Source organism: Nocardia flavorosea NBRC 108225 (genome assembly GCF_001613385.1).
Taxonomy (GTDB): Bacteria; Actinomycetota; Actinomycetes; order Mycobacteriales; family Mycobacteriaceae; genus Nocardia; species Nocardia flavorosea.
On the sequence record NZ_BDCG01000012.1, the window covers coordinates 13,153 to 38,319 of the forward strand.

At 64.0% G+C, this 25,167-nt stretch carries 20 protein-coding genes; 7 read left to right on the top strand and 13 right to left on the bottom strand.

Features of this window, described 5'->3' with window-relative positions:
* The first annotated feature begins 13 nt into the window (after window positions 1-13).
* Window positions 14-1,204, top strand: coding sequence for an acyl-CoA dehydrogenase family protein (locus NFL01S_RS13115; protein WP_245670670.1), 1,191 nt, complete (start codon window positions 14-16; stop codon window positions 1,202-1,204).
* Between the two features lie 62 nt (window positions 1,205-1,266).
* Complete coding sequence (locus tag NFL01S_RS13120; protein ID WP_062974913.1) at window positions 1,267-2,496, top strand: CoA transferase; 1,230 nt, start codon at window positions 1,267-1,269, stop codon at window positions 2,494-2,496.
* Window positions 2,497-2,791: 295 nt separating this feature from the next.
* Here NFL01S_RS13120 and NFL01S_RS13125 read toward each other — a convergent pair whose 3' ends face one another.
* The 7 genes from NFL01S_RS13125 to NFL01S_RS13155 form a co-directional block, all read right to left on the bottom strand.
* The gene (locus NFL01S_RS13125) at window positions 2,792-3,625 is read right to left on the bottom strand and encodes an SDR family oxidoreductase (RefSeq protein WP_062974915.1); all 834 of its coding nucleotides are present in this window, start codon (window positions 3,623-3,625) and stop codon (window positions 2,792-2,794) included.
* A 43-nt stretch (window positions 3,626-3,668) separates the two neighbouring features.
* The gene (locus NFL01S_RS13130; RefSeq protein ID WP_062974919.1) at window positions 3,669-5,153 is read right to left on the bottom strand and encodes an aldehyde dehydrogenase family protein; all 1,485 of its coding nucleotides are present in this window, start codon (window positions 5,151-5,153) and stop codon (window positions 3,669-3,671) included.
* Between the two features lie 57 nt (window positions 5,154-5,210).
* The gene (locus tag NFL01S_RS13135; protein ID WP_062974920.1) at window positions 5,211-6,806 is read right to left on the bottom strand and encodes an AMP-binding protein; all 1,596 of its coding nucleotides are present in this window, start codon (window positions 6,804-6,806) and stop codon (window positions 5,211-5,213) included.
* Window positions 6,807-6,863: 57 nt separating this feature from the next.
* Window positions 6,864-7,385, bottom strand: a complete 522-nt coding sequence (locus NFL01S_RS13140; protein WP_062974922.1) for a YceI family protein — start codon at window positions 7,383-7,385, stop codon at window positions 6,864-6,866.
* Window positions 7,382-9,118, bottom strand: coding sequence for an FAD-dependent monooxygenase (locus NFL01S_RS13145; protein WP_157116505.1), 1,737 nt, complete (start codon window positions 9,116-9,118; stop codon window positions 7,382-7,384). The genes NFL01S_RS13140 and NFL01S_RS13145 overlap by 4 nt, the downstream gene beginning before the upstream one ends.
* A 63-nt stretch (window positions 9,119-9,181) precedes the next feature.
* Complete coding sequence (locus NFL01S_RS13150; RefSeq protein ID WP_062974924.1) at window positions 9,182-9,616, bottom strand: SgcJ/EcaC family oxidoreductase; 435 nt, start codon at window positions 9,614-9,616, stop codon at window positions 9,182-9,184.
* An 11-nt stretch (window positions 9,617-9,627) separates the two neighbouring features.
* Entirely contained in the window at window positions 9,628-10,224 is a 597-nt protein-coding gene (locus tag NFL01S_RS13155) for a VOC family protein (RefSeq protein WP_062974926.1), read from the bottom strand.
* Window positions 10,225-10,377: 153 nt separating this feature from the next.
* On the opposite strand from NFL01S_RS13155, the gene NFL01S_RS13160 reads away from it, so the two are divergent.
* Window positions 10,378-11,241: a fumarylacetoacetate hydrolase family protein gene (locus NFL01S_RS13160; protein ID WP_062974928.1), complete on the top strand. Its 864-nt coding sequence runs from the start codon at window positions 10,378-10,380 to the stop codon at window positions 11,239-11,241.
* On the opposite strand, the gene NFL01S_RS13165 is transcribed toward NFL01S_RS13160, so the two are convergent.
* On the bottom strand, window positions 11,242-11,925 hold the full coding sequence (locus NFL01S_RS13165; RefSeq protein WP_084492653.1) for a TetR/AcrR family transcriptional regulator: 684 nt from the start codon (window positions 11,923-11,925) through the stop codon (window positions 11,242-11,244).
* Window positions 11,926-12,015: 90 nt separating this feature from the next.
* Between NFL01S_RS13165 and NFL01S_RS13170 the strand changes: the two genes are divergently transcribed.
* Window positions 12,016-13,062 (top strand): amidohydrolase family protein, encoded by a 1,047-nt coding sequence (locus NFL01S_RS13170; RefSeq protein WP_245670671.1) that lies wholly within the window; start codon window positions 12,016-12,018, stop codon window positions 13,060-13,062.
* 164 nt (window positions 13,063-13,226) lie between these two features.
* Window positions 13,227-14,237, top strand: coding sequence for a quinone oxidoreductase family protein (locus NFL01S_RS13175; RefSeq protein WP_062974933.1), 1,011 nt, complete (start codon window positions 13,227-13,229; stop codon window positions 14,235-14,237).
* 76 nt (window positions 14,238-14,313) lie between these two features.
* Here the strand turns inward: NFL01S_RS13175 and NFL01S_RS13180 are convergent, their stop codons facing one another.
* The gene (locus tag NFL01S_RS13180; protein ID WP_157116508.1) at window positions 14,314-15,468 is read right to left on the bottom strand and encodes a PucR family transcriptional regulator; all 1,155 of its coding nucleotides are present in this window, start codon (window positions 15,466-15,468) and stop codon (window positions 14,314-14,316) included.
* Window positions 15,469-15,622: 154 nt separating this feature from the next.
* On the opposite strand from NFL01S_RS13180, the gene NFL01S_RS13185 reads away from it, so the two are divergent.
* Window positions 15,623-19,114 carry an indolepyruvate ferredoxin oxidoreductase family protein gene (locus NFL01S_RS13185; RefSeq protein ID WP_062974936.1) on the top strand — a complete coding sequence of 1,164 codons (3,492 nt, stop codon included), beginning with the start codon at window positions 15,623-15,625 and terminating at the stop codon, window positions 19,112-19,114.
* Window positions 19,115-19,285: 171 nt separating this feature from the next.
* Here the strand turns inward: NFL01S_RS13185 and NFL01S_RS13190 are convergent, their stop codons facing one another.
* The 3 genes from NFL01S_RS13190 to NFL01S_RS13205 all read right to left on the bottom strand — a co-directional run bounded on the left by NFL01S_RS13190 (window position 19,286) and on the right by NFL01S_RS13205 (window position 22,356).
* Window positions 19,286-20,482: a metallophosphoesterase gene (locus NFL01S_RS13190; RefSeq protein WP_245670672.1), complete on the bottom strand. Its 1,197-nt coding sequence runs from the start codon at window positions 20,480-20,482 to the stop codon at window positions 19,286-19,288.
* A 40-nt stretch (window positions 20,483-20,522) separates the two neighbouring features.
* Window positions 20,523-20,990, bottom strand: a complete 468-nt coding sequence (locus NFL01S_RS13195) for an NUDIX domain-containing protein (protein ID WP_062975817.1) — start codon at window positions 20,988-20,990, stop codon at window positions 20,523-20,525.
* Between the two features lie 766 nt (window positions 20,991-21,756).
* Window positions 21,757-22,356, bottom strand: coding sequence for a TetR/AcrR family transcriptional regulator (locus tag NFL01S_RS13205; protein WP_062974941.1), 600 nt, complete (start codon window positions 22,354-22,356; stop codon window positions 21,757-21,759).
* Window positions 22,357-22,478: 122 nt separating this feature from the next.
* On the opposite strand from NFL01S_RS13205, the gene NFL01S_RS13210 reads away from it, so the two are divergent.
* Window positions 22,479-22,895, top strand: a complete 417-nt coding sequence (locus tag NFL01S_RS13210; RefSeq protein WP_062974943.1) for a DUF4345 domain-containing protein — start codon at window positions 22,479-22,481, stop codon at window positions 22,893-22,895.
* Window positions 22,896-23,015: 120 nt separating this feature from the next.
* On the opposite strand, the gene NFL01S_RS13215 is transcribed toward NFL01S_RS13210, so the two are convergent.
* On the bottom strand, window positions 23,016-25,025 hold the full coding sequence (locus tag NFL01S_RS13215) for a heavy metal translocating P-type ATPase (protein WP_084492709.1): 2,010 nt from the start codon (window positions 25,023-25,025) through the stop codon (window positions 23,016-23,018).
* Window positions 25,026-25,167 lie beyond the last annotated feature (142 nt).

The window sequence follows — 25,167 nt, forward strand, 5'->3', positions numbered from 1 at the left end:
AAGGAGGAATATCGTGCTTGCACAGACTGCGGGACTGTCCGACGTCCAGACCGAGATTCTGGCCACCGTACGCGCTTTCGTGAACAAGGAAATCATTCCCCACGCACCGGAGCTCGAGCGAGCCGACCGTTACCCCGCCGAGATCGTCGATGCCATGAAGAAAATGGGCTTGTTCGGTCTGACCGTTCCCGAGGAGTACGGAGGGCTGGGCGAGTCGCTGCTCACCTACGCGCTGGTCGTCGAGGAGATCGCCCGCGGCTGGATGAGCGTCTCCGGGGTGATCAACACACATTTCATCGTCGCGCATATGATCGCTCGGCACGGCACCCCGGCGCAAAAGCGCAAGTATCTGCCGCTGATGGCGACCGGCGAGATCCGGGGTTCGTTCTCGATGTCGGAACCCGATCTGGGCTCCGACGTCGCGGCCGTCAGAACCCGCGCCCGGCCCGACGGCAACGACTACATCATCGACGGCACCAAGATGTGGCTCACCAACGGCGCCTCGTCCAACCTCATCGCACTGCTCGCGCGAACCGGCGGCGACGACCTGAAGCCCAGCCGTGGGCTGACCGCCTTCCTGGTCGAGAAGCCGGCGGGCTTCGGCGAGGTGGTGCCCGGCCTGACAATTCCCGCGAAAATCGAGAAAATGGGGTACAAGGGCGTAGACACGACCGAAGCCGTCTTCGACGGTTTCCGTATCCCGGCGGCCCAGGTTCTCGGCGACGCGCCGAATCGAGGATTCGCTTTCATGATGGACGGCGTCGAGGTCGGCCGCGTCAATGTCGCGGCGCGTGCGTGCGGAGTCGCTATCCGCGCGTTCGAACTGGCCATCGACTACGCACAGCAACGCAAGACTTTCGGAAAGCCGATCGCCGAACACCAGGCCATCGCGTTCAAGCTCGCCGAAATGGCATCCAAAATCGAGGCCGCACATCTCATGATGGTCAACGCCGCACGCTTGAAGAGTACCGGCGAACGCAACGATATCAGCGCCGGTATGGCAAAACTGCTGGCCAGCGAATACTGCGCCGAAGTCACCCAGGAATCGTTCCGAATCCATGGGGGCTACGGGTACTCGAAGGAGTTCGAAATCGAACGACTGATGCGAGAAGCGCCTTTCCTGTTGATCGGCGAAGGGACGAGCGAGATCCAGAAGACCATCATCAGCCGGGGCCTGCTCCGCGAGTACCGGCCGAGACACTGAACGCAGAGCACCGATACATCCACGGCTCGCTCGACAGCCCACCACCGAAAGGATGGAATTTCATGCCCCACGACTCCGAAAATCTGCCCCTATCCGGACTTCGAGTCGTGGAGGTATCCAGCTTTGTCGCCTCGCCGCTGTGCGGGCTGACACTCGCACAACTGGGCGCCGAGGTGATTCGTGTCGATCCGCTGGGAGGCGCGGCCGACCACACCCGGTTGCCGACCGCCGGCAACGGCACCAGTATCTACTGGACCGGCCTGAACCGGGGCAAACAATCCGTCGCTTGCGATATGCGCAGCCCGGAAGGGCAGCGCATGATCCAGCGGCTGATCACCGCACCGGGCGACGGCGGCGGCATCCTGGTCACCAACGCCGGCGGGCGGAAATGGCTCGGACACGACGTCCTCGAACGGATCCGCCCGGATGTCATCACGCTGGAGATCCTCGGCCGGCGCGACGGCACGCCCGGCGTCGACTACACCGTCAACGCGGCCGTCGGGTTCCCGTTCCTCACCGGCCCGGCCGACTATCCGGAACCGATCAATCACACGCTTCCGGCATGGGATATCGCGTGTGGCTTCTACGCCGCATTCGCGCTCACCGCAGCGGTGCTGCACCGCACGAAAACCGGTGCGGGCACGCACATCACCCTTCCGCTCGAAAACATCGCGTTATCGCTTGCCGGAACCCTCGGATACCTCACCGAAGTTCAGGTCAACGGCACCGAAAGACCCCGGACCGGTAACGATGTGTACGGCACCTACGGAACCGATTTCGTGGCCGCCGACGGTTCCCGCTTCATGATCGTCGCCCTCACTCCGAGACACTTCCGCGGGCTCGTCGCGGCGACCGGCACCGCCGCCACCGTCGAGGCGCTCGAGTCGGCACTGGGCGCGGACTTCACACAGGACGCCGACCGGTTCCGCTACCGCGATGTGCTCACCGCGCTGTTCGCCGACTGGTTCGCACAGCACACCGCCGACCGGATCACCTCCGCATTGCGTGAATGCGGTGTCCTCCACGAGCGCTACCGGACCTTCATCGAAACCTCCGCCTCACCGGATGTCCAGGACAACCCGCTCTTCGCCGAACTCGACCAGGCAGGCGTCGGAAACTACCTCGCGGCCGGCACGGCAGCCCTGTTCGACAATCGGCACCTGCACTGCGGAGGCGCACCGGAGCTCGGGCAGGACACCACCGACACCCTCACCCGGGTCACCGGGGTGCCGGAGTCGGAGATCACCGATCTGGTCGAAGCAGGGGTTCTCGGCAGCGCTGCGCAGGGATGAGGTGAGCATTGCGTGGTCACCTCGGAGGGCCCTCGGGCCACCGCGTCGGTGGAATCCGTCCCGTGAGTCCGCGAGCGCACGCTGCAATCGTCCGCGTGAGGCAAGACAGGTGCGCGGACGCGGGTCCTCGGGACCGTCTGCCGCAAGCGCTACACCGCCCCGATCCACTCGTTCTGGTCCTCGTCGCAGAGCGAACTACTCGCAAGAGACTGTCTGTGCAGCAGCCTCTGTGATGCCTTTGATGTGGCAGTCGGGTACACCGGCCCTGGCTCGGTGCATTCTGCAATTCAGATAGTCAGAGAAACAAATCGGGTTCGAGGTTCGTTGCGGTCGCACCGTCGTGAAGGTAGCGGTCCAGGTTCGAGATGCCGGCCTCGGTGAGAACGTCCTCGTCGATGAAGCACCGCCCCGTGGCCTGGGCAGCAGTGAGACCGAGAATGATCGCGGCCGCATCGGCCATTATCTCGGGGCGGCGCGCCGCACACATCCCCTCGGCACCGGCGACGACATTCTGTACCGCGGCGGTGGCGATCAGGGTGCGCGGCCACAGGCAATTCGCCGCAATCCGCTCATGGTATTGCTCGGCGACCCCGAGGGTCAGCATGGTCATACCGTATTTGCTGACAGTGTAGGGCGCATACTCGGCGAGCCAGCGGCGATCCGGGTTCAACGGCGGAGACAGCGTCAGCACATGGGGGTGGTGGGATTCCAGCAGGTGTGGCAGCGCCGCCGAGATCAGGGCGAAGGTTCCGCGGGTATTGATGTCCTGCATCAGGTCATAGCGTTTGAGTGAGAGCTCGCCGATGCCGCTCAGCGTAATTGCCGAGGCGTTGTTGACGACTACGTCGATACCGCCGAATCGATCGACAGTCTGTGTCACCGCCCGAGTGATCGTCTCGTCGTCGCGGATATCGCCGATGATCGGAAGTGCTCGGCCACCGGCGCTCTCGATCGCGGCGGCAGCGGTGTGGACGGTGCCGGGCAATCGTGGATCCGGAACGTCGGTCTTGGCGACGAAAGCAATATTTGCGCCGGCACAGGCCGCGCGCACGGCAATGGCCGATCCGATACCGCGGCTACCACCGGACATGAGAATCGTCAGGCCGGACAGCGAATGTTGCGACGTCATGAATGTTCCTCTGTCGACGAGATCTGGATAGGGCCCTCTCCCCTCACCTCTGGACGGACGTGACTTCCCCGTACACCTTGATCTGCTGAAACTGCTCGAGTGCGCGTGGACCACAGAGGAACCCTCCGTTGCTGCTTGCCTTGTATCCCCCCTGCTCGAACTTCTCGTTGAGCAGTCCCCACGTGTTGATCCACACGCCCGCAGTCTGCAATTCACGGCCGATCGCGCGCGCACGACCGGAGTTCCGGGTGAAAATCGCTGCTCCCAGCCCGTACTCGGTGGCATCCGCTCGATGAATTGCCTCCGCGTCGGAATCGAATACCTCGAATGTCTGCACCGGTCCGAATATTTCCTCTTGAACCACGGGGATATCGAGCCGCTCGACCTCGAGTAGGGTGGGCCGGTAGAACGCGCCGGCGGCCAACGGCCCCTCGGTAACGAGTCCTCCTCTGACCAGCGGCACTGCATGGGCCAGGGCAGCGTCGACCAGCTGGTCGACCCGCACAGCACTCGCCCTGTCGATCAGCGGACCGATCTGGCTGGCGGGGTCATCGCTCGGACCCGGTTGTACTGCCGCCAGTGCCGCGCTGAGCCTGGTACGGACTTCGTCGGCGATAGCGCGGTGTACGAGTACCCGTGACCCGGTGACGCAGAACTGGCCGTTCAACATCGTTGCGGCAGACACCACGATGGGAATGGCCGCGTCGAGATCCGCGTCGTCCAGAAGTATCAGCGGCGTTTTTCCGCCCAGCTCGAGATTGAGTCTCTTCAGCCGGGGGGCGCTCGCCTCGACTATCTTACGGCCGACCGAGGTGCTGCCCGTATAGCTGATTACCGCCACCTCCGGAGAACTCACCATCAGCTCCGCGCCCGAGCTGCCCGACTCGGTGAATATGTTCACGACGCCGGCCGGGAGAATCGAGCTTTGCGCGACGGCTTCCGCGAAAAGAGTATTGGTCAAGGCTGTCTGTGCCGGCATCTTGATGACAGCTGTGCATCCTGCGGCCAGCGCTGGGCCCAGCGCCCGCGCGGTAAGGGTGATCGGGGCGTTCCAGGGGGTGATGATCCCGGCGACGCCGAGCGGTTCAGGACTGGAACGGAAATGGACGTCTGTAGTGATATCGGCATGTCGGCCGATATCAGAGCTGATAAGGCAGGCGGCAGCGTTGTAACGCAGCCACTGAACCGCGGTATCGACTTCGAAAACGGCCTGCCACAGAAGTTTGCCGTTCTCCTGGCTCAGCCTCGATGCCAGTTCCCCAGACCGCGCTTCGATACCGTCGGCGATCTGAGATATCGCACGCGCCCGCAGATTTACGTCCCGGGACCACTCCTGTGCGGCGAAGGCGGCGCCGGCAGCGGCGATGGCGGCGGTCGCCTCGTCGTCACCTCCGTCTCGGAATTCTCCGACTACTTCCCCGGTCGACGGATTGACGGACTGTCCCGTAACGGCAGATTCGGTCCATTCTGCGTTGATCCAGTGCCGGGCGGGAACGGCCGGTCCGGCTGTGGTCTCGATCGCGGTCATATGTGTACTCCTGTCATCGTTGGCAGTAGCCGGGATGGTGTGATCTCGATCAGCTGGTTACTCGGCTGCCGATATGTGTTCGAGGATTGTTCGGACCGCTTTCTTGTCCGGCTTTCCCAAGCCGGTCAACGGTATGGAATCGACCACCACTACACGCTTCGGCGTGTGCACCGGGCCTTTCCGGTCTCGTACTGTTTCCCGGAGCTCGGAACTGAGGACCGGGATGAACTCGTCGTCACGGTGAGCGCTCGGGCGGAGCACGAGCACCGCGGTCACCGCTTCCCCCCATGTGTCATCGGGGGTTCCGACGACACAGACCTGTTCCACGGCCGGGTGTTCCGAGATGATGTCCTCCACCTCCCGCGGGAAGACATTGAAGCCGCCCGTGACGATCATGTCCTTGATTCGGTCCACGATGTACAGGTAACCGTCGCGGTCTTCGCGAGCGAGATCTCCGGTGTGCAACCAACCATCGCGGAATGTGGCCTCGGTGATCTCGTGCTGATTCCGATAGCCGTCACTGAGCAACGGACCGCTTACACAGATCTCCCCCACTTGGCCTCGGCGCACCGGCTCGCCGTCGTCGCCCAGCAGGGCGCATCGCAGGAACTGTGTCGGCCGGCCGCAGGAGCTGCGCCGTTGTTCGTCGTGCTCGGTCGTGGACAAGTAGGTGATCGCCATCGGAGCTTCGGATTGGCCGTAGAATTGGGCGAGTTTCGGACCGAAGCGGTCGAGCGCCTCCGCCAGCCGTGCCGGGTTGATCGCGGATGCACCGTAGTAGACGATCTCGAGCGACGAGAGGTCGCGCTTATCGAGATCGGGATGATCCAGCAGCGCGTAGATCATCGACGGGACGAGCATCAGTGCTGTTATTCGCTCCTTCTCGATTGTTTCCAGCACGGCGGCCGCGTCGAACTTCGGCAACAAGAGGAACGTTCCACCGTTCACCAATACGGGGGTGACGAAAGCCGCACCAGCATGCGAAAGAGGTGTACAGCCGAGGAACCGGGGGCGGTTGGGCCACTCCCATTCGGCCAGCTGGATCGTCGTCATAGTGAAATAGCTCTGTGCAGTCAACTGGACGCCCTTCGGCTTCCCGGTGGTGCCGCCGGTGTACACCAGGCTGGTGACGTGATGCGGTGGCAATGCGGCCGCAGCCAGCGGTTGCGGCCGGAATGTCGCCGCGTGGCCGACGATGTCTGACGCGACGTGCGCCAACTCCGGCGGCACCGGGCCGAACGTCAAGATCTGGCGCAGTGATTCGACACGCTCCATCAGGGCCAGCGCGCGCTGCACGTACTCGGGTGTGGGGTCGACGATCAGCGCGGTGGCACCGGAGTCCTCGACAATGTAGGCGTGGTCGTCCAGGGAGCCGAGCGGATGCAATGCAACGCGCCGATAGCCGCGAATATGCATGGCGGCGATGTCGATCAAAACCTCAGGACGATTGCGCGAAAGCAGGGCCACGGACGACTCGGACCCCGCACCCAGCGCTTCGGATGCTTGAATATAACGGCTGACTTCTTCACCTAGCCGATGCCCCGACAGCGTGGTGGCCCGGGACGAAAGCATCGGCGAATCCGCATAACGGCGCAAGGACTCGACAAGAAGGTGACCGTTATGGTTCGGCTGGTGTAGAGCGCTTGTTTTCATGGTCTGTTGAACTCCTTCGGGAGTACGGCAGCCTTCCGGGAAGTGTCCGCGCCGGAGTTACGCATGGCGCTCCAGTGATATGGCACCGTCCACGACGAGCGAGCGCCCGATGTAGCCCAATGCTGTGGGCCATCCGAATCGGCGCACGTCCAGAGTCGCACTGCCGGACAGGGTCAACTGCTCGGCATCGATGCGGACTGCTCCGCGCAGAGGTACCTCGACGCCTCGATCGCGGACCACGAGGTGTCCCGCACCCGTAAGCGATGGACCGTCGAGGCGGATGTCACGTGACATGAAAGTGATAACCGGATGGTTTCCGGAATCGAGAAATAGCCTGTTCTGTAGATGGCGGTCTCGTAGCCGAATGCCAGTGTTCACGCTCGACGGGTCCATGGTCAGCTCTCCGACCAGCGACCCATCGTCGTGCAGTGTTGCCCATCCAGCGAATCGCTCGAAAACTCCGCGCGCCGTATGCGCCCCGAACATCCAGCGGGCTTCGAACGAAATCCGGGATGTGGCCGGGTCGACCCGCCACCGCGATGCGCCCGCGCCCGACGCCCGGTTGCGCGCGTCGGTCACCGCGCGAGGACCGTTTCAACGGCAGCGGCGAGAGCCGCGACAGGCTGCTCGTTGCTCGACAGGCTACGCCAGGCGACGTGATTGTCCGGGCGGACGATAACCACACCGTCCTCCTCGATTTCACGCACAGCACTCCATTGCCCGTCCACGTCGCGATGCGTTATGCCTATTTGAGCTGTCGGGAGGGTGATGGCCAGTTTCTCGGCCACTTCCGTTGCCGCATCGACCCACGCACTGCCCCGGCTCCCCGTGATCAGCGCGACGGCATCCTCGGCGCCGACGAGGTCATGGGTCGAAATCCGCTCGCCGGCGTGCTCCAGCCAGGAATGGGGAAGCCGGTGTCCCGGGCGGGTCGTAGGAGCATAGACCTGCCCGAGAGGGTCACCTGGTGTCGGTGCGGACCCGTCCGGCACCAGGGCCCCGGTCGCATAGTCGTAGCCCATCTCGAGTTCTTGTGCACTGAACTCGATGCGCTGCGTTTCGGCGACCGTGCGGAAGCGGGAGCGACGCGCCTCACCCACCAGACCGTCGGCGAAGAATCCGTCGATGATCAATTCGTTCACTTCGGGTGGCAACGGAAAGGGGATGAGCCCGAATCCGGCGTCGATGGCGAGGTGGTTCTGTGCGGCAAACATGGCCCACTCGACGTTGCGGAGTCCGACTGGCTGACGTTCTGTCCCGTAGCTGTCCAGGAGGCGTGGCGAAGCATGGCCGCGAAGGACAGCCGCGAGTTTCCAGGCGAGATTGTGCACGTCTTGGATTCCACTGTTGAGGCCGAGGCCTGTCGTCGGCGGAAGACGATGAGCGGAATCGCCGACGAGAAGAATGCGGCCGTCCTGATAACGTTCCGCGAGTACGGATTCGGCCCACCAGTGGCTGATCTTCTTCACCGAGATGTCTATATCGGCACCGACCAGCTCACCGATCTTTCCGACGATCGCTGCGTCGTCGGGGACGGGCTCACCCGGGAGCACCGCGAAGTGCGCCGTCCATTCCTCTGATTTCGGACCCCACGAGGGCCCCATCGGGACCAGACGTCCGCCGCTGGGCAGGAAGTGGGAGATGATGACTCCCTCGTTCCACCAGCGGGAAAGGTCCGCGGATATATGCGCGGTAACGGTCTCGAAGATCTTGGACGCACCGACCATACCTATTCCCAGGAGCCGGCCGATGGTTTTTCCTCCGTCGGCACCGACGACATAGTCCGCGTGTACCGAGTATTCCTCGCCGCCGGCGCGGTCGTGCACCAGCGCCTCGACGCCCTGATCGTTGTGCGACAGGTTCAGTAATTCGTGCCCGAATTTCACTGCTCCGGAATTTCGGTCATCTGCGGCGGCTCGCAACAGCGGTTCCAGGCGAAGTTGCGGAAGATTGGTAGGCGGACATACAGAATGGCGCCGGTACTCTGCGGTAGAATTGCCGGCACCGAAGCATTCCATCTCGAATATCTGTTTCCCGTTGCGTGGACCCGCGCCGGTCAGGGTTGTCCGCCACTCGACCTTGGACATGTCTTTCAGTGGGATACCTTGCGCGTACACGGCGTCGGCTATGCCGAACTGCCGGAATATCTCCATCGTGCGCGGATTCAGGTAGTGAGCTTTGGGAAGCTCCGAGGTCGAATCGTGGCGCTCGATGAGCATGTGCTCGATTCCGTAGTCCGACAACATGATGGACATCATCAGTCCGGTACTACCGCCGCCGACGATCAGTACTGGTACATCACAGCGTGGCACTGCATTCTTCCTTTCGGGCGCCGAAACGGCATGGGTAGATCGATATATCGCCGGCCGCCGACATCAGCGGCCGTCGACGACGAAAGCCGGCGTCAACGTGCGTTGCGCAAGGCGCCAGCGTCCGTCCGTTTCGAGTCGGTACACATCATCGACATCGCCGATGATCACCTGCGGTCGTTCGGCTTCGCCGGTTTTCCGGTAGATGGTCATGATGATTGTTCCCCGGACCTGGCCGGCAGCTTCTCTGGTCAGCCGGATATTGGACACGACATGACGAGACAGGATGTCCTGGCTACGCGCACGCTGTTCCAGATGCCGGCGAATGGCAACGATCCCGCTGACCTCACTCCCCGCCACGGACATGACCGCGTCGGAGGTGAACAGATCCGCTGCTCGGTCGGCATGTCCATGGTCGACGAGCCAGGAATATTCGGTGGATAGAGCTTCGATCGCGCGACGTGTTTCATCGTCTACGACAAGGCCGGATTCGTTGCGCATACGATTGCCCCTCATATCGTACGGACGGCATCGAAGCCGCCTGCCCCCGTGTCGGGCCGCTTGCGCAACTCGGATTCGGGCACCCCATCGTGGAACCTTCGTACGAAATCATCGGCGTCGATCTCTACACCGATGGGATTCTTGGGGAATTCCACGGCAAGGAAGGCGTTGGTCTCGTCGATAGTGGAGAAGTTGTCTACCTGCAGCTCGATCTGATTGCTGTCCGGGTCTCGATAGTAGAACGAGATCGTCGGCCCGTGGTTGATCGTCCAATACGGCTCGATTCCCAGCGCTTTGAGTCTTTCGTAGGTCGCCACGAGGTGTCCGAGTGTGGCGTAGGTGAAGGCAACGTGCTCGAGTCCTGTGGACATCGCCGGGCGCTCTGCCAATGTCGGCACATTGGCCACTGCGACGCGGTGATGCTCCTCGTCGTAAGTCAAGAAGCACAGCGCACCCGGCGCCTCGAATGTCGTGCGGGCAGCCAGCACCGTCTTGTACCAAGTGAGCATTTCTTCGTAGCGAGTCGTGCGCAGAACGACGTGCGCGAGCCGTGCCGGACTGATCGGCGCCTCGGCCTCCGCGGCGTGCGGCGAAGCCTCCTGTGACACTGCGGTCTCCTGTTCTCCCCCAGGGTTTGTTGCACCTATCATTCTTCTTGATAGTACTATCAAACTAGGACGGCTTGTCCAGGGCGTCAACCCCGAGCGGGTACGCGCCACACGAAACGGCCCATCACCAACCGCCTGGAAGACAGGGAACAGATGCACCTCTACAGAACTTCTCGAGGACTCGCGCGCAACGGCGACGACGGCCTACTGCTACTCGACCTGCCCTACCCGGACGTGGCAGCGTTGTTCGAAGCAGGCCCCGAGCAGGCCGCGACGGCGCCCGTCCGTGCACAGGTCACGTTCGATGAGGTCGAACTGCTGGCCCCGATCGGCAGGCCGTGCCGGATCGTTGTGGTCGGCCTGAACTACCGCGCTCATGCGTCGGAGACCGGCGCGGAGATTCCGGCCTCGCCGACGTTCTTCTGCGTCGACGGTGGACCGGTGACGGGCCCCGGGGACCGCATCGTCCTGCCCTCGGCGGCACCGGATTTCGTGGATTACGAAGGAGAGGTAGGCGTAGTGATCGCCCGTGCCGCATACAACGTGCCGGCCGAGGATGCGTGGAACTTCGTCGGCGGGCTGACCTGCGTCAACGATGTATCGGCCCGAGATCTACAGGCGGCCGCACTCCAGGAAGCGGGCTCGGCGGGCCTCGGATTCTCGAAGGCGCTGGATACGTTCAAGCCGATCGGCCCCGCCGTGGTGACGACGGACTCCTTTTCCTTACCGCTCGATATCGGGTTGACGACCACAGTGAACGGAGAAATCCGGCAACAGGGCAGGACGAGCGATCTGATATTCGATATTCCGACGCTTGTGTCGGCGGTATCGCGAATGGTCACGTTGCTACCGGGGGACCTGATCTGCACAGGTACACCCGCCGGGGTCGGAGCGGCGACAGGCCGTTTCCTCGAGCCCGGTGACCTCATCGATATCGAGGTCGAGGGGATCGGAACGTTGAGCAACCGTGTCGTCGCACACCCGTCGGCGGATGCCGGAGCTACGCGGCCGTCCTGATCATTCCTGCTCGGTAGCCAGAAGACCCTTCAACGTCAGGTCGATCGTGACCCGGGTGTACGTTTCGACAGCATCCGGGTCGGCTGTGTCGATACCGTACATCCGCTCCATCAAGGCACTCGTCATGAAGAACGCCGAGGCGCTGCCGACGATGAAGCGGGCCACGAACGGAATCGGAAGATCGTCGCGGATCCGGCCGTCTCGCCGGCCGAGCTCGATCAACTTGGACAGATGCTGTTCCAAAGGAGCGATATAGGTGTCGGTCAGCCAGTTGACCCTATCGGTGGAGAACTGGGCCTCGCTCGCCAGCAACGGCGCGACGTTGGGGTGCCTGGCAAGGAAGGAGATGTGCCGGCGAATCAAGACCTGCAACGCCGAGACGGGATCCAGCTCCTCCAGTTCATGGTTGAGTTTTTGCTGCACCAGCATCTCGCTGAACGCCTTGCTGATCGCGGCTCGCCAGAGCTCGTCCTTCGACGCGAAGTAGTAATGCATCAACGGCTGGGCAACACCGGCACTCCGCGCCACGGCCGACATGGAAGTACCTTCATAACCGGAGCGCGCGAAGCAGTCGATGGCCGTCTCCAGAATCACGTCTCGCGTAGCAGCGCCCCGTTGCGACGGTTCCACCGACTTCGCCAGTTTGCCGCCTCGACCGTTACGACGTGACGATGCAGCTGACATGGATCTTTCCTCCTAGGTTCGGCCACTCTCAGCATTGCACAGCCGATATCGCGTCGGCGGCTCGGACTGCACCGGGCGGTCGCAGCAAAGTTGTTTACACAATCTATTTTCTTTATTACTCTATCAATCATGAAACCGATGCGCGTCATCACTATCGAAGAACACTTCCACCACCCTGAGGTCAGCGCCGAAGTTCGGGCGCTGTCGGGACCGCTGCCGGTGGAGCCCGATGACGGATTCGCCGACTTCATCCAGGCAGAGTTCATGCCCGATCGGGAGTCGGCCGAACAGCTCGGCGGTAGGCGCCTTGCCCATATGGACAAGGCCGGGATCGATATCCAAGTCGTGTCGCACGGCGCGTTCAGCCCGAACAACCTGGACTGCCCCGAGGCCGTCGATCTCTGCCGTCGGGTCAATGACCGGCTGGCACAGCAGATTTCAGAGCACCCGACCCGGTTTCGCGGATTCGCCACGATCCCCCTTCACAATCCGGCGGCGGCAGCCGACGAGCTGAAGCGATGCGTGAACGAGCTCGGCTTCGTAGGAACTCTGGTCACGGGGACCTGCGGCGGGCGGTTTCTGGACGACGAGCGCTTCGACCCGATCCTGACCGCCGCCGAGGAAGTCGACCTCCCGATCTATGTACATCCCGGTATGCCGGACAATCCGACGTTGGCCGGCTACTACTCTGGAAACTGGCCGGCATCAGTCCAATTCACCTTGGCCACCCATGCCTTCGGCTGGCATATGGAGGCCGGGATCCACATACTCAGGCTGATCCTGTCCGGAGCTCTGGACCGTCACCCCGGGCTCAAGCTCCTCAGCGGCCACTGGGGCGAGTTCGCCGCAGGATGGCTCGATCGCCTCGACGGAACCTTCGCGAAAACCGGCCACCTCGAACGCACAGTGCGCGACTACTACCGCGACCACGTGTGGGTGACTCCGTCGGGTATGTACACCCACAATCAGATGAATTACATGCTGACCGAAGTCGGCGCCGACCGGATCATTCACTCCGAAGACTTCCCCTATCTGGTGCGAGACGATGTATCGGAGTTCCTGATCCAAGCCGATCTCGACGACGATCAGCGCCACGCGATCGCGCACCGCAACGCAGAGCAGCTGATGCGAATCTGACCGTCCGTGACAAGCAGCCCGCGCACGGTATCCGGAGGTTACGCCCGAGCTTGATCAGCGGCTGACCTTATGCATTTCTTCTATGCCCGACCTGGAAACCCGGGGCATTCTTCGCCACGCCGGCAGCCACGAAAACCAACTGCCGAACAAAGAGGAGAACGACCATGAAGGCAATCCTGATGACCGAAACCGGCACCGCCGATGTACTGAAGTACGTCGAAGTTCCAGACCCGGTACCGATGGCCGGTGAGGTCGTGATACGCGTCCGGTCGGCCTCGGTGAACTTCGCCGACGTCGCGCGTCGTCGTGGCGATCGGTATCCCGAACCCACGCCGATGCCGTTCACTCCCGGCATGGAGGTGGCCGGCACTGTCGCCGCTGTCGGCGAGAATGTTGCAGGACTCGAGGTCGGGACACCGGTATTCGGTACAGTCGGGCGGTACTCCAACGGTGGTTACGCGGAGCTGGCAGTCACCCAACAGGCCAATGTGATCCCTCTTCCCCCAGGAATCGATCCCGACCTGGCGGCCGGCCTGCCGGCTGTCGGAGCGACCGCGACACTGATCCTGACCGAGGTGGCCGGACTCGCGGAAGGGGAGACTGTATTCATCCCGGCCGCGGCCGGTGGAGTGGGTAGTTTTGCCGTCCAGATCGCAAAAGCTCTCGGCGCCAAGACGATAATCGCCGGTGCGTCGACCCCGGAGAAACGTGAAATCGCCCTGAACCAAGGCGCGCACCACGCCATCGACTACCGTCGGCCGGACTGGCCCGAGCAGGTTCGTGAGTTGACCGAGGGCAAGGGCGTCGACGTGGCATTGGAGATGACCGGCCCGAAGCATCTCCCGACAACGCTCGCAGCGCTCGCCCCCTTCGGCCGACTGATCACGTACGGAGCGGTCACCGGATTGGAAGGACATCACCTCGACGGCGACGCCCTCACTCCGCTGATCTACGACCCCGCACCCGGCCAGTCGCTGACCGGGTTCAACCTGGGCGTGTGGTTTGCGCTGCGTCCCGAGGTGACGATCGGCGCTCTGGGGAAACTGATGGGGTGGATCGCCGAGGGCACGATCACCGGCCCTCCGATCCAGACCATGCCACTGGCCGATGCCGCCGAAGCTCATCGCCTCCTCGAAAGTGGCTCATCGACAGGCAAGCTCATTCTCGAGCCCTGATCGCTATCCGACGGGCGGCTCGTCGATCACCGCAGTCCGCACAGTCCGCCTGCACCAGCGAGTTCGATCGCTGAGGTCAGCGCGTCGGTGGGATCGCCGGGGAGTCCGCGAGCGCGCATGCTGCGATCGACCGGGTGAGACCTGTGAAGGTGCGGGGGTCCCAGCCGGTCAGTTCGCGCCAGCGGCCGAGGCGGTAGACAACCGTGTTGGCGTGCAGGTGACTGCGTCGCGCACAGTGGGTGATCGACATATCGGCCTCGGCGAAAGCAATGACTGTCTCACGCAGGGACGGGTGTACGCCGGCGACCTCGGCGGCGTGGTAGACGTCGTGATCGAGGAGATCGGCCAGGCTCATCACACAGTTGATCAGCCAATCCGAACCGAACCTGCTGACGGCGTTGCGGGCAGACGTCGCGGACAGGGCGACCTGAGCCTGCCGCAAGGACCGTGCGGCTCCGGCGACCCCGGGATGACCGGAACCGACACCGACTCGGAAGGCGGCGGTCGCGAGCGACTCCGCCACCTGGGCAATGCTGTTGTCATCGGCTTGGATCACGAGAACGTGTACAGCACCGATACCCCCGCGAGCGATGATCAGCTCGTCCGCGAACTGCGGTCCGGTTTCGGCGGCGCTGTCCGATCCTCCGCTTCCCGGGACGTACGCGAGTCCGACGAAGGGCCGGGTGGAGTCGAATCCGAGATACTCCGCCAGCCGGGTGGCTTCGGCATCGGGGGTTTCGGTGTTGAGCAGGTCGATCAGTCGCTGCGACACCGCCATCTGTATCCGATCACGGGCACGGGTCTCGGATCCGTGTGCCAGGGCAAGGGTAGATGTCACCGATTGCAGTGATTCGAGCATCAGCGAAGCCAGTTCCGGCAGCATTTTCTGCACTTCCCCGGGCGCGGCACTCAAGTGCCGCCAGAGCTCTCTGTCACCGACGTGGTACGCCCTGATGACCACGTCGAGGGCGATCGCCTGGCGAGCGCGGCGCCGGGCCAGGGCCCGCACTTCGCCGAGATCGTCCTGATTCCAGGTTCGCCGTTCCCCGAACGCTATGAGCCTGCGCCGGAGTTGTTCCCGGACAGCTTCCCGGTGTTCTTCGTAGGGAACAAGCGCGAAGTCGGCGAGTTCGGTGCGAATCCGGGCGACAGCTTCGTCGGTGATCGTGTCGAGCCGGTGGAGCACCGAGTCGACAACGTCGATCACCGGCCCCCAAGAGTCTTGGCCCACCAGAATCTCCTTTTGTGTAACTCTCACAATCCGAGCGGTCTCGCGAACCGATATTTCGCGGTTTTCGCCGTGGAATCACATCGTAAACCACGGAAGAATGTCACAAAGTTATCCAGACATCCGGGCGACGAGGCCCGGCGGACAGGAGGCGGTTGTGCCCGAGTTGCACACGCGAGATTTCACCTTGCGCGACCGATACAACATGACGGATGGAGAGCTGTTCCTGACAGGCCTGCAGGCGCTGGTCCGCGTTCCGCTGGAACAGAGCCGCCGCGATACCGCGGCGGGACTGCGTTCGGGAATCCTGATCAGCGGCTACGAAGGCTCACCACTCGCCGGCTACGACCTGGAGCTCAACCGGCAGCGTGAGCTCCTCGACCAGCAGGACATCGTCTTCCGGCCGGGCGTCAACGAAGAGTTGGCGGTCAATGCTGTGCAGGGTTCGCAGCTGGCCTCCGCCTCGCCGAACTGCGAGTACGACGGCGTTATCGGCGTCTGGTACGGCAAGGCGCCGGGGCTGGACCGGGCAAGCGATGCGCTGCGCCATGCCAATCTCGGCGGGGCCGCATCCAACGGCGGGGCCCTCGTTCTCGTCGGCGACGATTCGATCGCGAAATCCTCGACAGTACCGAGCAGTTCGGAGACGGCGATGGCGGAGCTCGGCCTGCCGATCTTCGTTCCCGCGGACCCTCAAGAGGTCCTCGACTTCGGATTACACGCGATCGCGATGTCGCGATTCACCGGCTTGTGGACCGGGATGAAGCTCGCCACCAATGTCGTCGACGGTGCAGCGACGGTGCAACTCGACCGCGCACGAGTAGCCACGACCTCACCCAGCCGAGTCATCGACGATACCGAGTTCACGCATCGGGTTTCCGCGGATTTTCTTCAGCCGAACCTGGCCCGGCTCGAAAAGAGCCTCATGTATGAGCGCTACGAACTCGCGACCCGGTATGTCCAGGTCAACGAGATCAATCGAGTTATCGGTGACAGCCGAGCGAAGCTCGGCGTGATCACCGCCGGCGCGCCCTTCCGGGATACCCTCCAGGCGCTCGAGCGCATCGGGATTACCCAGGCCGATCTCGAACGATCCGGTATACGGATCCTCAAACTGGGCGTGATCAATCCGATCGACCGTAATGCCGTACGCACCTTCTGCACGGGCCTCGATGAAGTCGTCGTCATCGAGGAGAAACGGCCGTTCGTGGAATCGGCCGTCAAGGACGCACTGTACGGCACCCCCGGCGCACCTCGGGTAGTCGGGAAACGAGATGAGAATTCCCGCCCGCTCCTTCGCGCGGACTCCGACCTGCCGCCCGAACTACTGGCCGAGACACTGCTACGACGCATCCGTACCGTGCTGCCGGACACCGTGGCGCAGATCGGGGCGGCCGATATCGAGCGACGGCCGGCACGGCTGTCACTGCCATTGCTTACCCGCACCCCCTACTTCTGCTCGGGCTGCCCCCACAACCGCTCCACTGTCGTACCGGAAGGTTCGCTGGTCGGTGCCGGTATCGGCTGTCACACACTGGCCAAACTGATGCCCGAAGACCGCGTGGGCGATATCGCCTCCCTCAGCCAAATGGGTGGCGAGGGCGCGACATGGATCGGGATGGAACCCTTCGTGAGCGATAAGCATATGTTCCAGAACCTCGGTGACGGCACGTTCCACCATTCCGGGAGCCTTGCTATCCGCGCCGCGGTGGCCGCCGGGGTGAATATCACCTACAAGCTGCTCTACAACGATGCGGTCGCCATGACCGGCGGACAGACGGCTGTGGGAAAGATGTCCGTACCCCAGATCGTCCAGGAACTGCTGGCCGAAGGGGTCTCCCGTGTCGTGATCACTACCGACCGGGTCGAGAAGTACCGCAAGGTCAAGCTGCCTCGATCGGTGAAGGTGCTCGACCGGGCAGAGCTGATCCCGGTCCAGGAGAAGCTGGCCGCAACACCGGGGGTGACCGTGCTCATCCACGATCAGGAATGTGCGACCGAATTGCGACGCAAACGCAAACGAGGACTTGTCGCGGAGCCGTCGACCCGGGCTTTCATCAACGAACGGTTGTGCGAGGGCTGCGGGGATTGTGGGCAGAAGTCGAATTGCATGTCCGTTCAACCGGTCGAGACCGCGTTCGGGCGAAAGACCCGCATCGATCAGGCATCCTGTAATAAGGACTACTCCTGCCTCGACGGCGACTGCCCGTCGTTCGTGGCTGTCGAACCCGGCACCTCCGCGCGAAAGAAAACCGCCGAGCCGGATATGCCCGAACTGCCGGAACCGGCTCCGAAGGTGAACCCCGAGGCCTTCAATGTACGGATCACCGGTGTCGGCGGCACCGGAGTGGTCACCGCGGCGCAGATTCTCGCGACCGCCGGCGCACTCGCGGGCCTGCATGTCCGCGGTCTCGATCAATTGGGTCTGGCACAGAAAGGCGGCGCAGTCGTCTCCGATCTGAAATTCTCGGCCGTGCCGATTACCGGAACCAACAAACTCGCCGACGGTGAATGCGATCTGTACCTCGGTTGCGATCTGCTGGTCGCGGCCGACGAAAAGAATTCGAAGGCCGCGTCGGGACGGCGAACGATCGCGGTGATCTCGACCGCCCAGGTGCCCACCGGATCGATGATCCTCGACCCGGGCACCGACTTTCCCACGGTGGAATCGATCCGGAAACCTCTCGACGCAATCAGCCGCGCAGACGATTCGGTGTACGCCGACGCGCGCGCTATCGCACACCGCGAATTCGGGACCGACCAGCTGGCCAATATGGTGCTCATAGGGATAGCGCTGCAGGCCGGTGCCCTGCCGATTCCGCTGGCGTCGATCGAGAAGGCAATCGAACTCAATGGAGTGGCGGTTGCCGGGAACCACAGGGCGATCGCAGTCGGGCGCAGGCATGTGCTCGAACCGAACACCGGCACGACTGCGAAACCCCGGGCGCCGAAGTCCAGAAAAGCCGGCGACTCGGCCGAATTGCACCGGGCACTCATGCGGCTGGACGGTATCAGCGAAGCATTGAAGGACCGTGTCGGATTCCTGGCGGCCGACCTCGCGGACTACCAGAATATCGCGTACGCCCTCTCTTTCATCGCGTTCGTCGACAACACCGCTGCTCGAGAAGCTCGAGCACTGGGGACTTCCGGCGCGCTGACCGCGGCGTCCGTGGAGTCGATGTTCAAACTGATGGCCTACAAGGACGAATACGAGACGGCACGCCACTACCTGGATCCCGAATTCGACCGGGCGGTGCGCGAGCAGTTCGGCGAGGACGCGACCTACCGCTACAAGCTACATCCGCCCGTGTTCCGCGCGATGGGACTGAAGACCAAACTCTCACTCGGCCCGTGGTTCAAGCTCGCGCTGCACATACTGCGCCGCGGCCGCGTGCTCCGGGGCACCCGGCTAGATTTCTTCGGCTACGCCCACGTACGGAAGGTCGAGCGAGCACTGATCGATGAATTCACGGAACTCACCGCGGAAATAGTACCGCTCGCCACACCGGAAAACGCCGACCGCGTCGAGGCCATTCTCGCCATGCCGCAGGAAATCCGGGGATACGAACAGATCAAGCTGGACAGCGTCGCGGAGTATCACCGGAAAATGAAGGAGGCACGCGACCGCATTCCGGCTGCGCCCGCGTAAGCCGGCCCGAACGGACACGCCGATGCCGTCGCGGTGCAGCACGGTATCGCGGGTGTTGTGATTGCGGAGGGGAATCGACCCAGAACCCCCGCTCATACACCGCGGATCTCCATGTGCCGTAGATCCGCCGATCTCCGGACACCGTCGACCCACTGCCCAGGATGGCAAACGTCAAGCGGAATGCAGCGTTATCACCGTAATTTCACTGGGGGCAAAGATACGGAAAGGAGGACCCCAGAAACCCGAGCCCCGGCTGGTGTAGAGCTGTGTCCGTTCGCCGTGCCGGCTCAACCCGTGCACCGTGGGTTGATCGAGGCGGACCAGGTAGTTGAACGGCCAGATCTGCCCACCGTGGGTATGGCCGGCGATCTGGAGGTCGACACCGGCGGCCGCGGACTCGAACACCTGCTTCGGTTGATGCGCGAGCATGAGCACCGGCAGCCCGGGATCGACTCCCGCCAAGGCATTGTCGAAGTCCGCGCCGTGACCGCTCAGTTTCGCCGACTTCGCAGTAGCGTCGTCGACGCCTGCAACGACGAGGCGGTCACCGCCGCGATCAACGACGATATGCTCGTTGTGCAGAGTTTTCCAGCCGATCGAATCCATGTAGTCGAGCCAGCCCTGCGCCTCTCCGAGGTACTCGTGATTGCCGGTGACATAGACCCGGGCGAGCTCGGCCTCCATGGTGGCAAGCGGGGCCGCCTGCCCACGTCGTAGCTCCACGGGGCCATCGGCGATATCACCGACATGGGCCACGATGTCGGGACGTAGTTCGTTCACGGCCGCAGCAACCCCGAGCGACCACTTCGTCCGGTTGATCGGACCGAAATGGGTATCGGTGACGGCGACGACCCGGGTGCCGTCCAGCCCCGGGCCGAGTCGCGGCAGGGTGATATCCACATGCTTTATCCGGGGAATTCGCATCGCCTCCCGGTGGCCCCAGATCAGGAGAGCGGCAGTGACGAATACGACCGCTGTGGCCACCGCCCGTGAGCGAGCCGGGTCTTCTACGCCCACGAAGGCGAGCACGAGCCGCGCGAGGGTGCCGATCACCGACCACACGAAGAGCACCCACACGATTCCCAGGAGGGAGTCGCCGATCATGCCTGCCCAGTCGAGAGGGCGGCGGCCGTGGCTCGACACCAGCGCCACGGGGAGAACCACGAGTGTTATCGCGAAGACCGCTGTTCCCACTGCGACCGCGGGCGCCGGCCACTGAGTCCCGGACATCACCAGCGTCCACCATGGGACAGCGAAGAGAACCAGCAGCACGGCGACGATCGTCGTAGTGACCGCCAGTACGCGCACGGGCCCGGACGAGGTACGCGAATCCGATCGGATCGCCGTATCCGGCGACGGAGTGCTCACCGCCTCGATACTAATTCAGTTCCCGAGGGCTCCACCGATGTCAGCGAAGTCGCTCGGCAAGCCGGGGCAGCAATGGCCGCTGGCCGGTGGTCAGCTTGTCGTGCGCGGTGGTCAGATCGAACCATTCGACTCGATCGACCTCGGGGAAAGCGCGGTACTCGCCCGACCGCGGCGGCCATTCCATCTCGAACACCCCCGGCACGACCCGGGCCGGATCGAGCTCGCCCTCGACCGCCCACACCGTGACCTGCTTCTTACTCCGCCCGCTGCCGTACCGCACTTCACCCACCGCGATCCACTCCCCGTCGGGCACCGGCATACCCAACTCTTCCTCGAATTCGCGGGCCGCGGCGGCGCGAGCCTCCTCGGCCGCCGGCTCGTACTCACCCTTGGGGATCGACCAAGCCCCCGAATCCTTACGCGCCCACAGCGGCCCGCCCATATGTCCCAGCAGCACGTGCACCTCCGGCTCACGACGAAACAGCAGAACTCCAGCGCTGTACTTCATGGCGTGCAGTGTGCCCGAATGCCTCCCGGCAATCCGAACCGCCGGGAACGAGGCGAGTACCTGGTGTCCGGGGATCCACACCCCCGCGCCCATCGTCGGCCCCGTCAAACGCTCGACGAGTACATCCTGGAACCTCCGCTCGGTCACCGGACACCGAACCCGCGCATACCCGTCCCCCGAAGCGCCGTCCTATTTCAACTGCGGTTCGACAGCGAGCAACGACGCCGCGCGGGGCTGGTGGACTCGTAAGCACCGACGCTCCCGGTTTCCGTTCCCGTCGCATTCTTACTCGCCGGCCCTGCGGTCGCACTGGGGATCGCGGTGCGAAGCGCAATCGGCCGACGGCTCGACTCCCGACGTCATACTGCATCGGCAGCGTGACGGTTCCGTCAGAAGCACCACGACCTTCCCACCCAGCCAGGTACGCCTCCGCCGGATGACCGGCGTTCCGCGCGGACGCCGGCGGCCCGAGGCTACCTCGGGCCGCTGATCTCCGGACTGCCGCAGCCGGCCGTCGGCAGGGCTGCCGACAGAACTCGCGATCACCTCACTGCCGACTGCGTCCGCCGGCGGATCGGCGTCCCCGGACATGGCCCCGGCTGACGGTCCCCATCCGCCGGGATGAACCCCTCACCTGCGCACAGGGGGACGCCGGACTTCCATGTGGCCCGTATCGAACCCGCCTGCGCAACGCATCAGCCCCGTGTCCCGGCAAATCGCGGGGCCGCTACGGGCGCCTCGGCGGCTATAAGCACGGCACCGGTGATCAGGTGGTATTCAAGTCCTCCTGCGCGATCAGTGGTTCGAGTGCGCCGAGCAGGGCGGCGATACAGATTTCGCGCAACTCCGTGCGCGGGCACGGCCGCGTGTCCAGCCAGTCGACCGTGACGATCCGTACAAAGGTCAACCAACCCATGAGTATTGACGAGGCCAGTGTCCGGCGGACGCCGGTGAGTCCGATGGCGTCGAGTATTCGCTGACGCAGCTCGCTCAGTTCGTCCGCGATGATCGCCTGGATCGCAGGGTCGCCGGCCAACGTCCGGTTGGCAGTGATCACCGCATACGAGTTGGCTTCGAAGTAATCGAAGTGTGCGTCCAGTCCGGCTGCGAGTTGCTCTGCGAGGGGCAGTCCCGGCGTCAGCACTGTATGTCCCAGCAGGTGTTCGGCTGCTTGTCGGTATACCGCGGCGAACAGTTCCCGCTTACCGGGAAAGTGCCGGTACAGCAGTGCCCGGGAGACACCTGCCGCGGTCGCGACGTCGTCCATGAGGACATCGTCGTAGGCGCGCTCGGCGAACAGTCGCGCACCGGCTTGCACCAGCAGTCTGCGGCGTTCTTCGGGGGCGAGCCGACGGCGGGTGGTCATTTCACACAGCTTAGTTGACGTGTGTCTACCAGCGGGCTTATGGTCTTAGTAGACAAATGTCTACTAATTCCGGTGCCGATGGCGAGATTCCCGGGCCGCCACCCCCGGAGGAGGGCCCGCACATGCAGAAGACATTGCGACGACTGTGCTGGGTCATGGGTGTCGCCTGCGTCCTCATCGGCTTGGAGCATCTGATCGTCGGTCCGCAGACCGTTCCGGACACCGGCGACCTCACCGCCACCGATGACAGCCAGAACCGGTTCTTCAGCGCGATATTCGCCGGCTACGGAATCGCCTGGGTGTGGGCGGCTCGGCAGTCCCCGATCCCCGCTGACGCGGTCCGCCTCCTCGCCGCGGTCTTCTTGGCCGGTGGGATTGCCCGGCTCCTCTCGGTGGCCGTACACGGCCGGCCGCACTGGTTCGTCATCGCCCTCACCGTCGTCGAATTCACTCTGCCACCGGTATTTTTCTGGTTGACCCGAGAGGCGGGCGACAGGGCCCGGGCACTTCCTGGTGGCGGATCCACGGTCCCGCGCTGATCACACCGACTCATCGGAGACAGCCCGCCCGGCCAGAGGCTGGATTGCCGATTTCCAGGGCGTTTCGCTGCCCGATGGCCGGCGGGAAGGCGCACGTGATGCACTCCACGATCGGGATCATCAGCCCGACCGCTTCGACCTTCCGACCATATCGATCGGCCGATGGAATTCCGGATCATCCGGGCGGGGCGCATGCACGCGCTGTGCGCTTCGCCCGGCCTTTTTCCAGGCCCGGCCGGTGAGCAGACGCAAGCCGTTGAGTCCGACGATCACCGTGGAACCTTCGTGACCGGCCACGCCCAGCGGCAGCGGAAGGTGGCCGAACAGGTCCCAGAGCACCAGGACGGTGATGAAGGTGGCGGCGATCGCGAGGTTGGCGAGCACGATGCGGCGGGCCCGCCGGGCCAGCGCGATCACGGTGGGAATGGTGTTCAGGTCGTCGCGAACCACGACTGCGTCGGCGGTCTGCAGGGCCAGATCGGATCCGGCACCGCCCATGGCTATTCCGACGTGGGCGGCGGCCAGGGCGGGCGCATCGTTCACACCGTCCCCTACGACGGTCATCCGCTCGCCGTCGCGCTCGAGCCCGCGGATGGCGGCGACCTTGTCCTCCGGGAGCAGCCCGGCGCGCACGTCGGTGATCGCTACGTGCCCGGCCAGTTGGCCGGCCGTCGCCGCGTTGTCGCCGGTGAGCAACACCGGTGCGGCGCCGGTCAGCCCAGTGACCGCGGAGACGGCGACAACGGCCTCGGGGCGCAGTTGATCGATCAGTCCGAGAACCGCGACCGGGTTCCGTTCGCACAGGACGACCACCGCGGTGTTCCCCCGCTGTTGCAATTCCTCGACGACAGCGGCCACCTGTGTGGCCAGATCGTCCGTACCGAGCAAGGCAGGGGGCGAGCCGACCTGGACGAACTGGCCGTCGACCAGTGCCGATACGCCCTGGCCGGGTCGGGCACTGAATTCATCGGCGGCAGGTAGTGACAAGTGGCGGCGGCGGGCGGCACGCACGACGGCGGCGGCCAGCGGGTGTTCGCTGCCATGTTCGGCGGCCGCGGCCAGCCGCAGGATCTGGTCCTCGGTGAACGGGCTCCCGGACAACGGCCGGATTTCGGTGAGTTCGGGGACGCCGCGGGTCAGCGTGCCGGTCTTGTCGAACGCGACGCGGGTGGTGGTGCCCAGCTGTTCCATCACTACGGCGGATTTGACCAGCACCCCGTGGCGCCCGGCGGTGGCGATCGCCGCGAGCAGTGGCGGCATCGTCGCGAGGACCACCGCGCACGGTGAGGCGACGATCATGAAGGTCATAGCGCGCAGCAGAGCTGACTGCACGTCCGCGCCGAACAGCAGCGGCACACCGAAGACAGCGAGGGTGACCACGACCATGCCCACCGAGTACCGCTGCTCGATCTTCTCGATGAACAGCTGGGTTTTCGCTTTGGTCCGGCTGGCTTCTTCGACCAGTCCGGCGATCCTCGCCACCACGGAGTCCTCGGCGCGACGGTCTACCCGGATCCGCAAGGCACCGGTTCCGTTGAGGGTTCCGGCATACACCTCGTCGCCTGTGGACTTGTCCACCGGCATCGATTCACCCGTGACGGTTGCCTGATCCACTTCGCCGGCACCGGCGATCACCGTTCCGTCCGCGGCGATCCGGCCGCCCGGGCGTGCCAGGATCACATCGCCGACCGCCAGATCTGCGGCGCCGACCGTCTCCTCACCACCATCGCCGGTGAGCCGCGTGGCGGTATCGGGGGCCAGGTCCAGCAGACCACGCAGCGAATCCTCGGTCCGCGCGGTGGCCAGCGCTTCCAAGGCGCCGGAGGTCGCGAAGATGACGATCAACAACGCACCGTCGAGAACCTGGCCGAGCGCGGCGGCACCGATCGCCGCGACCACCATCAGCAGATCGACATCGAGGGTCTTCTCCCGCAAGGCGCGCAGGCCGGCCAGGCCCGGTTCCCAGCCGCCGGTGGCATAGCAGGCCAGATACAGCGTCCACCACAGCCATGCCGGCGCCCCCAGCCCCTGAGTGGCCAAGCCGATCAGGAACAACACCAGAGCGGCGGCGGCCCAGCGCACTTCGGGGAGTGCGAACAGCCGAGTCCGCCCTGACAACACCGTCGGCATGGAGGCGGACGGATGGGCCGTGGCAGTGGTGGAAACCACGAAAGACCTCCAAGGATCGGAGCGGCAACCGCCTCACCATAACAGCACAAATGAACATGTCTTCATCTATAGACTCCTCCCCGGTTGGACTCCGTACTCATGG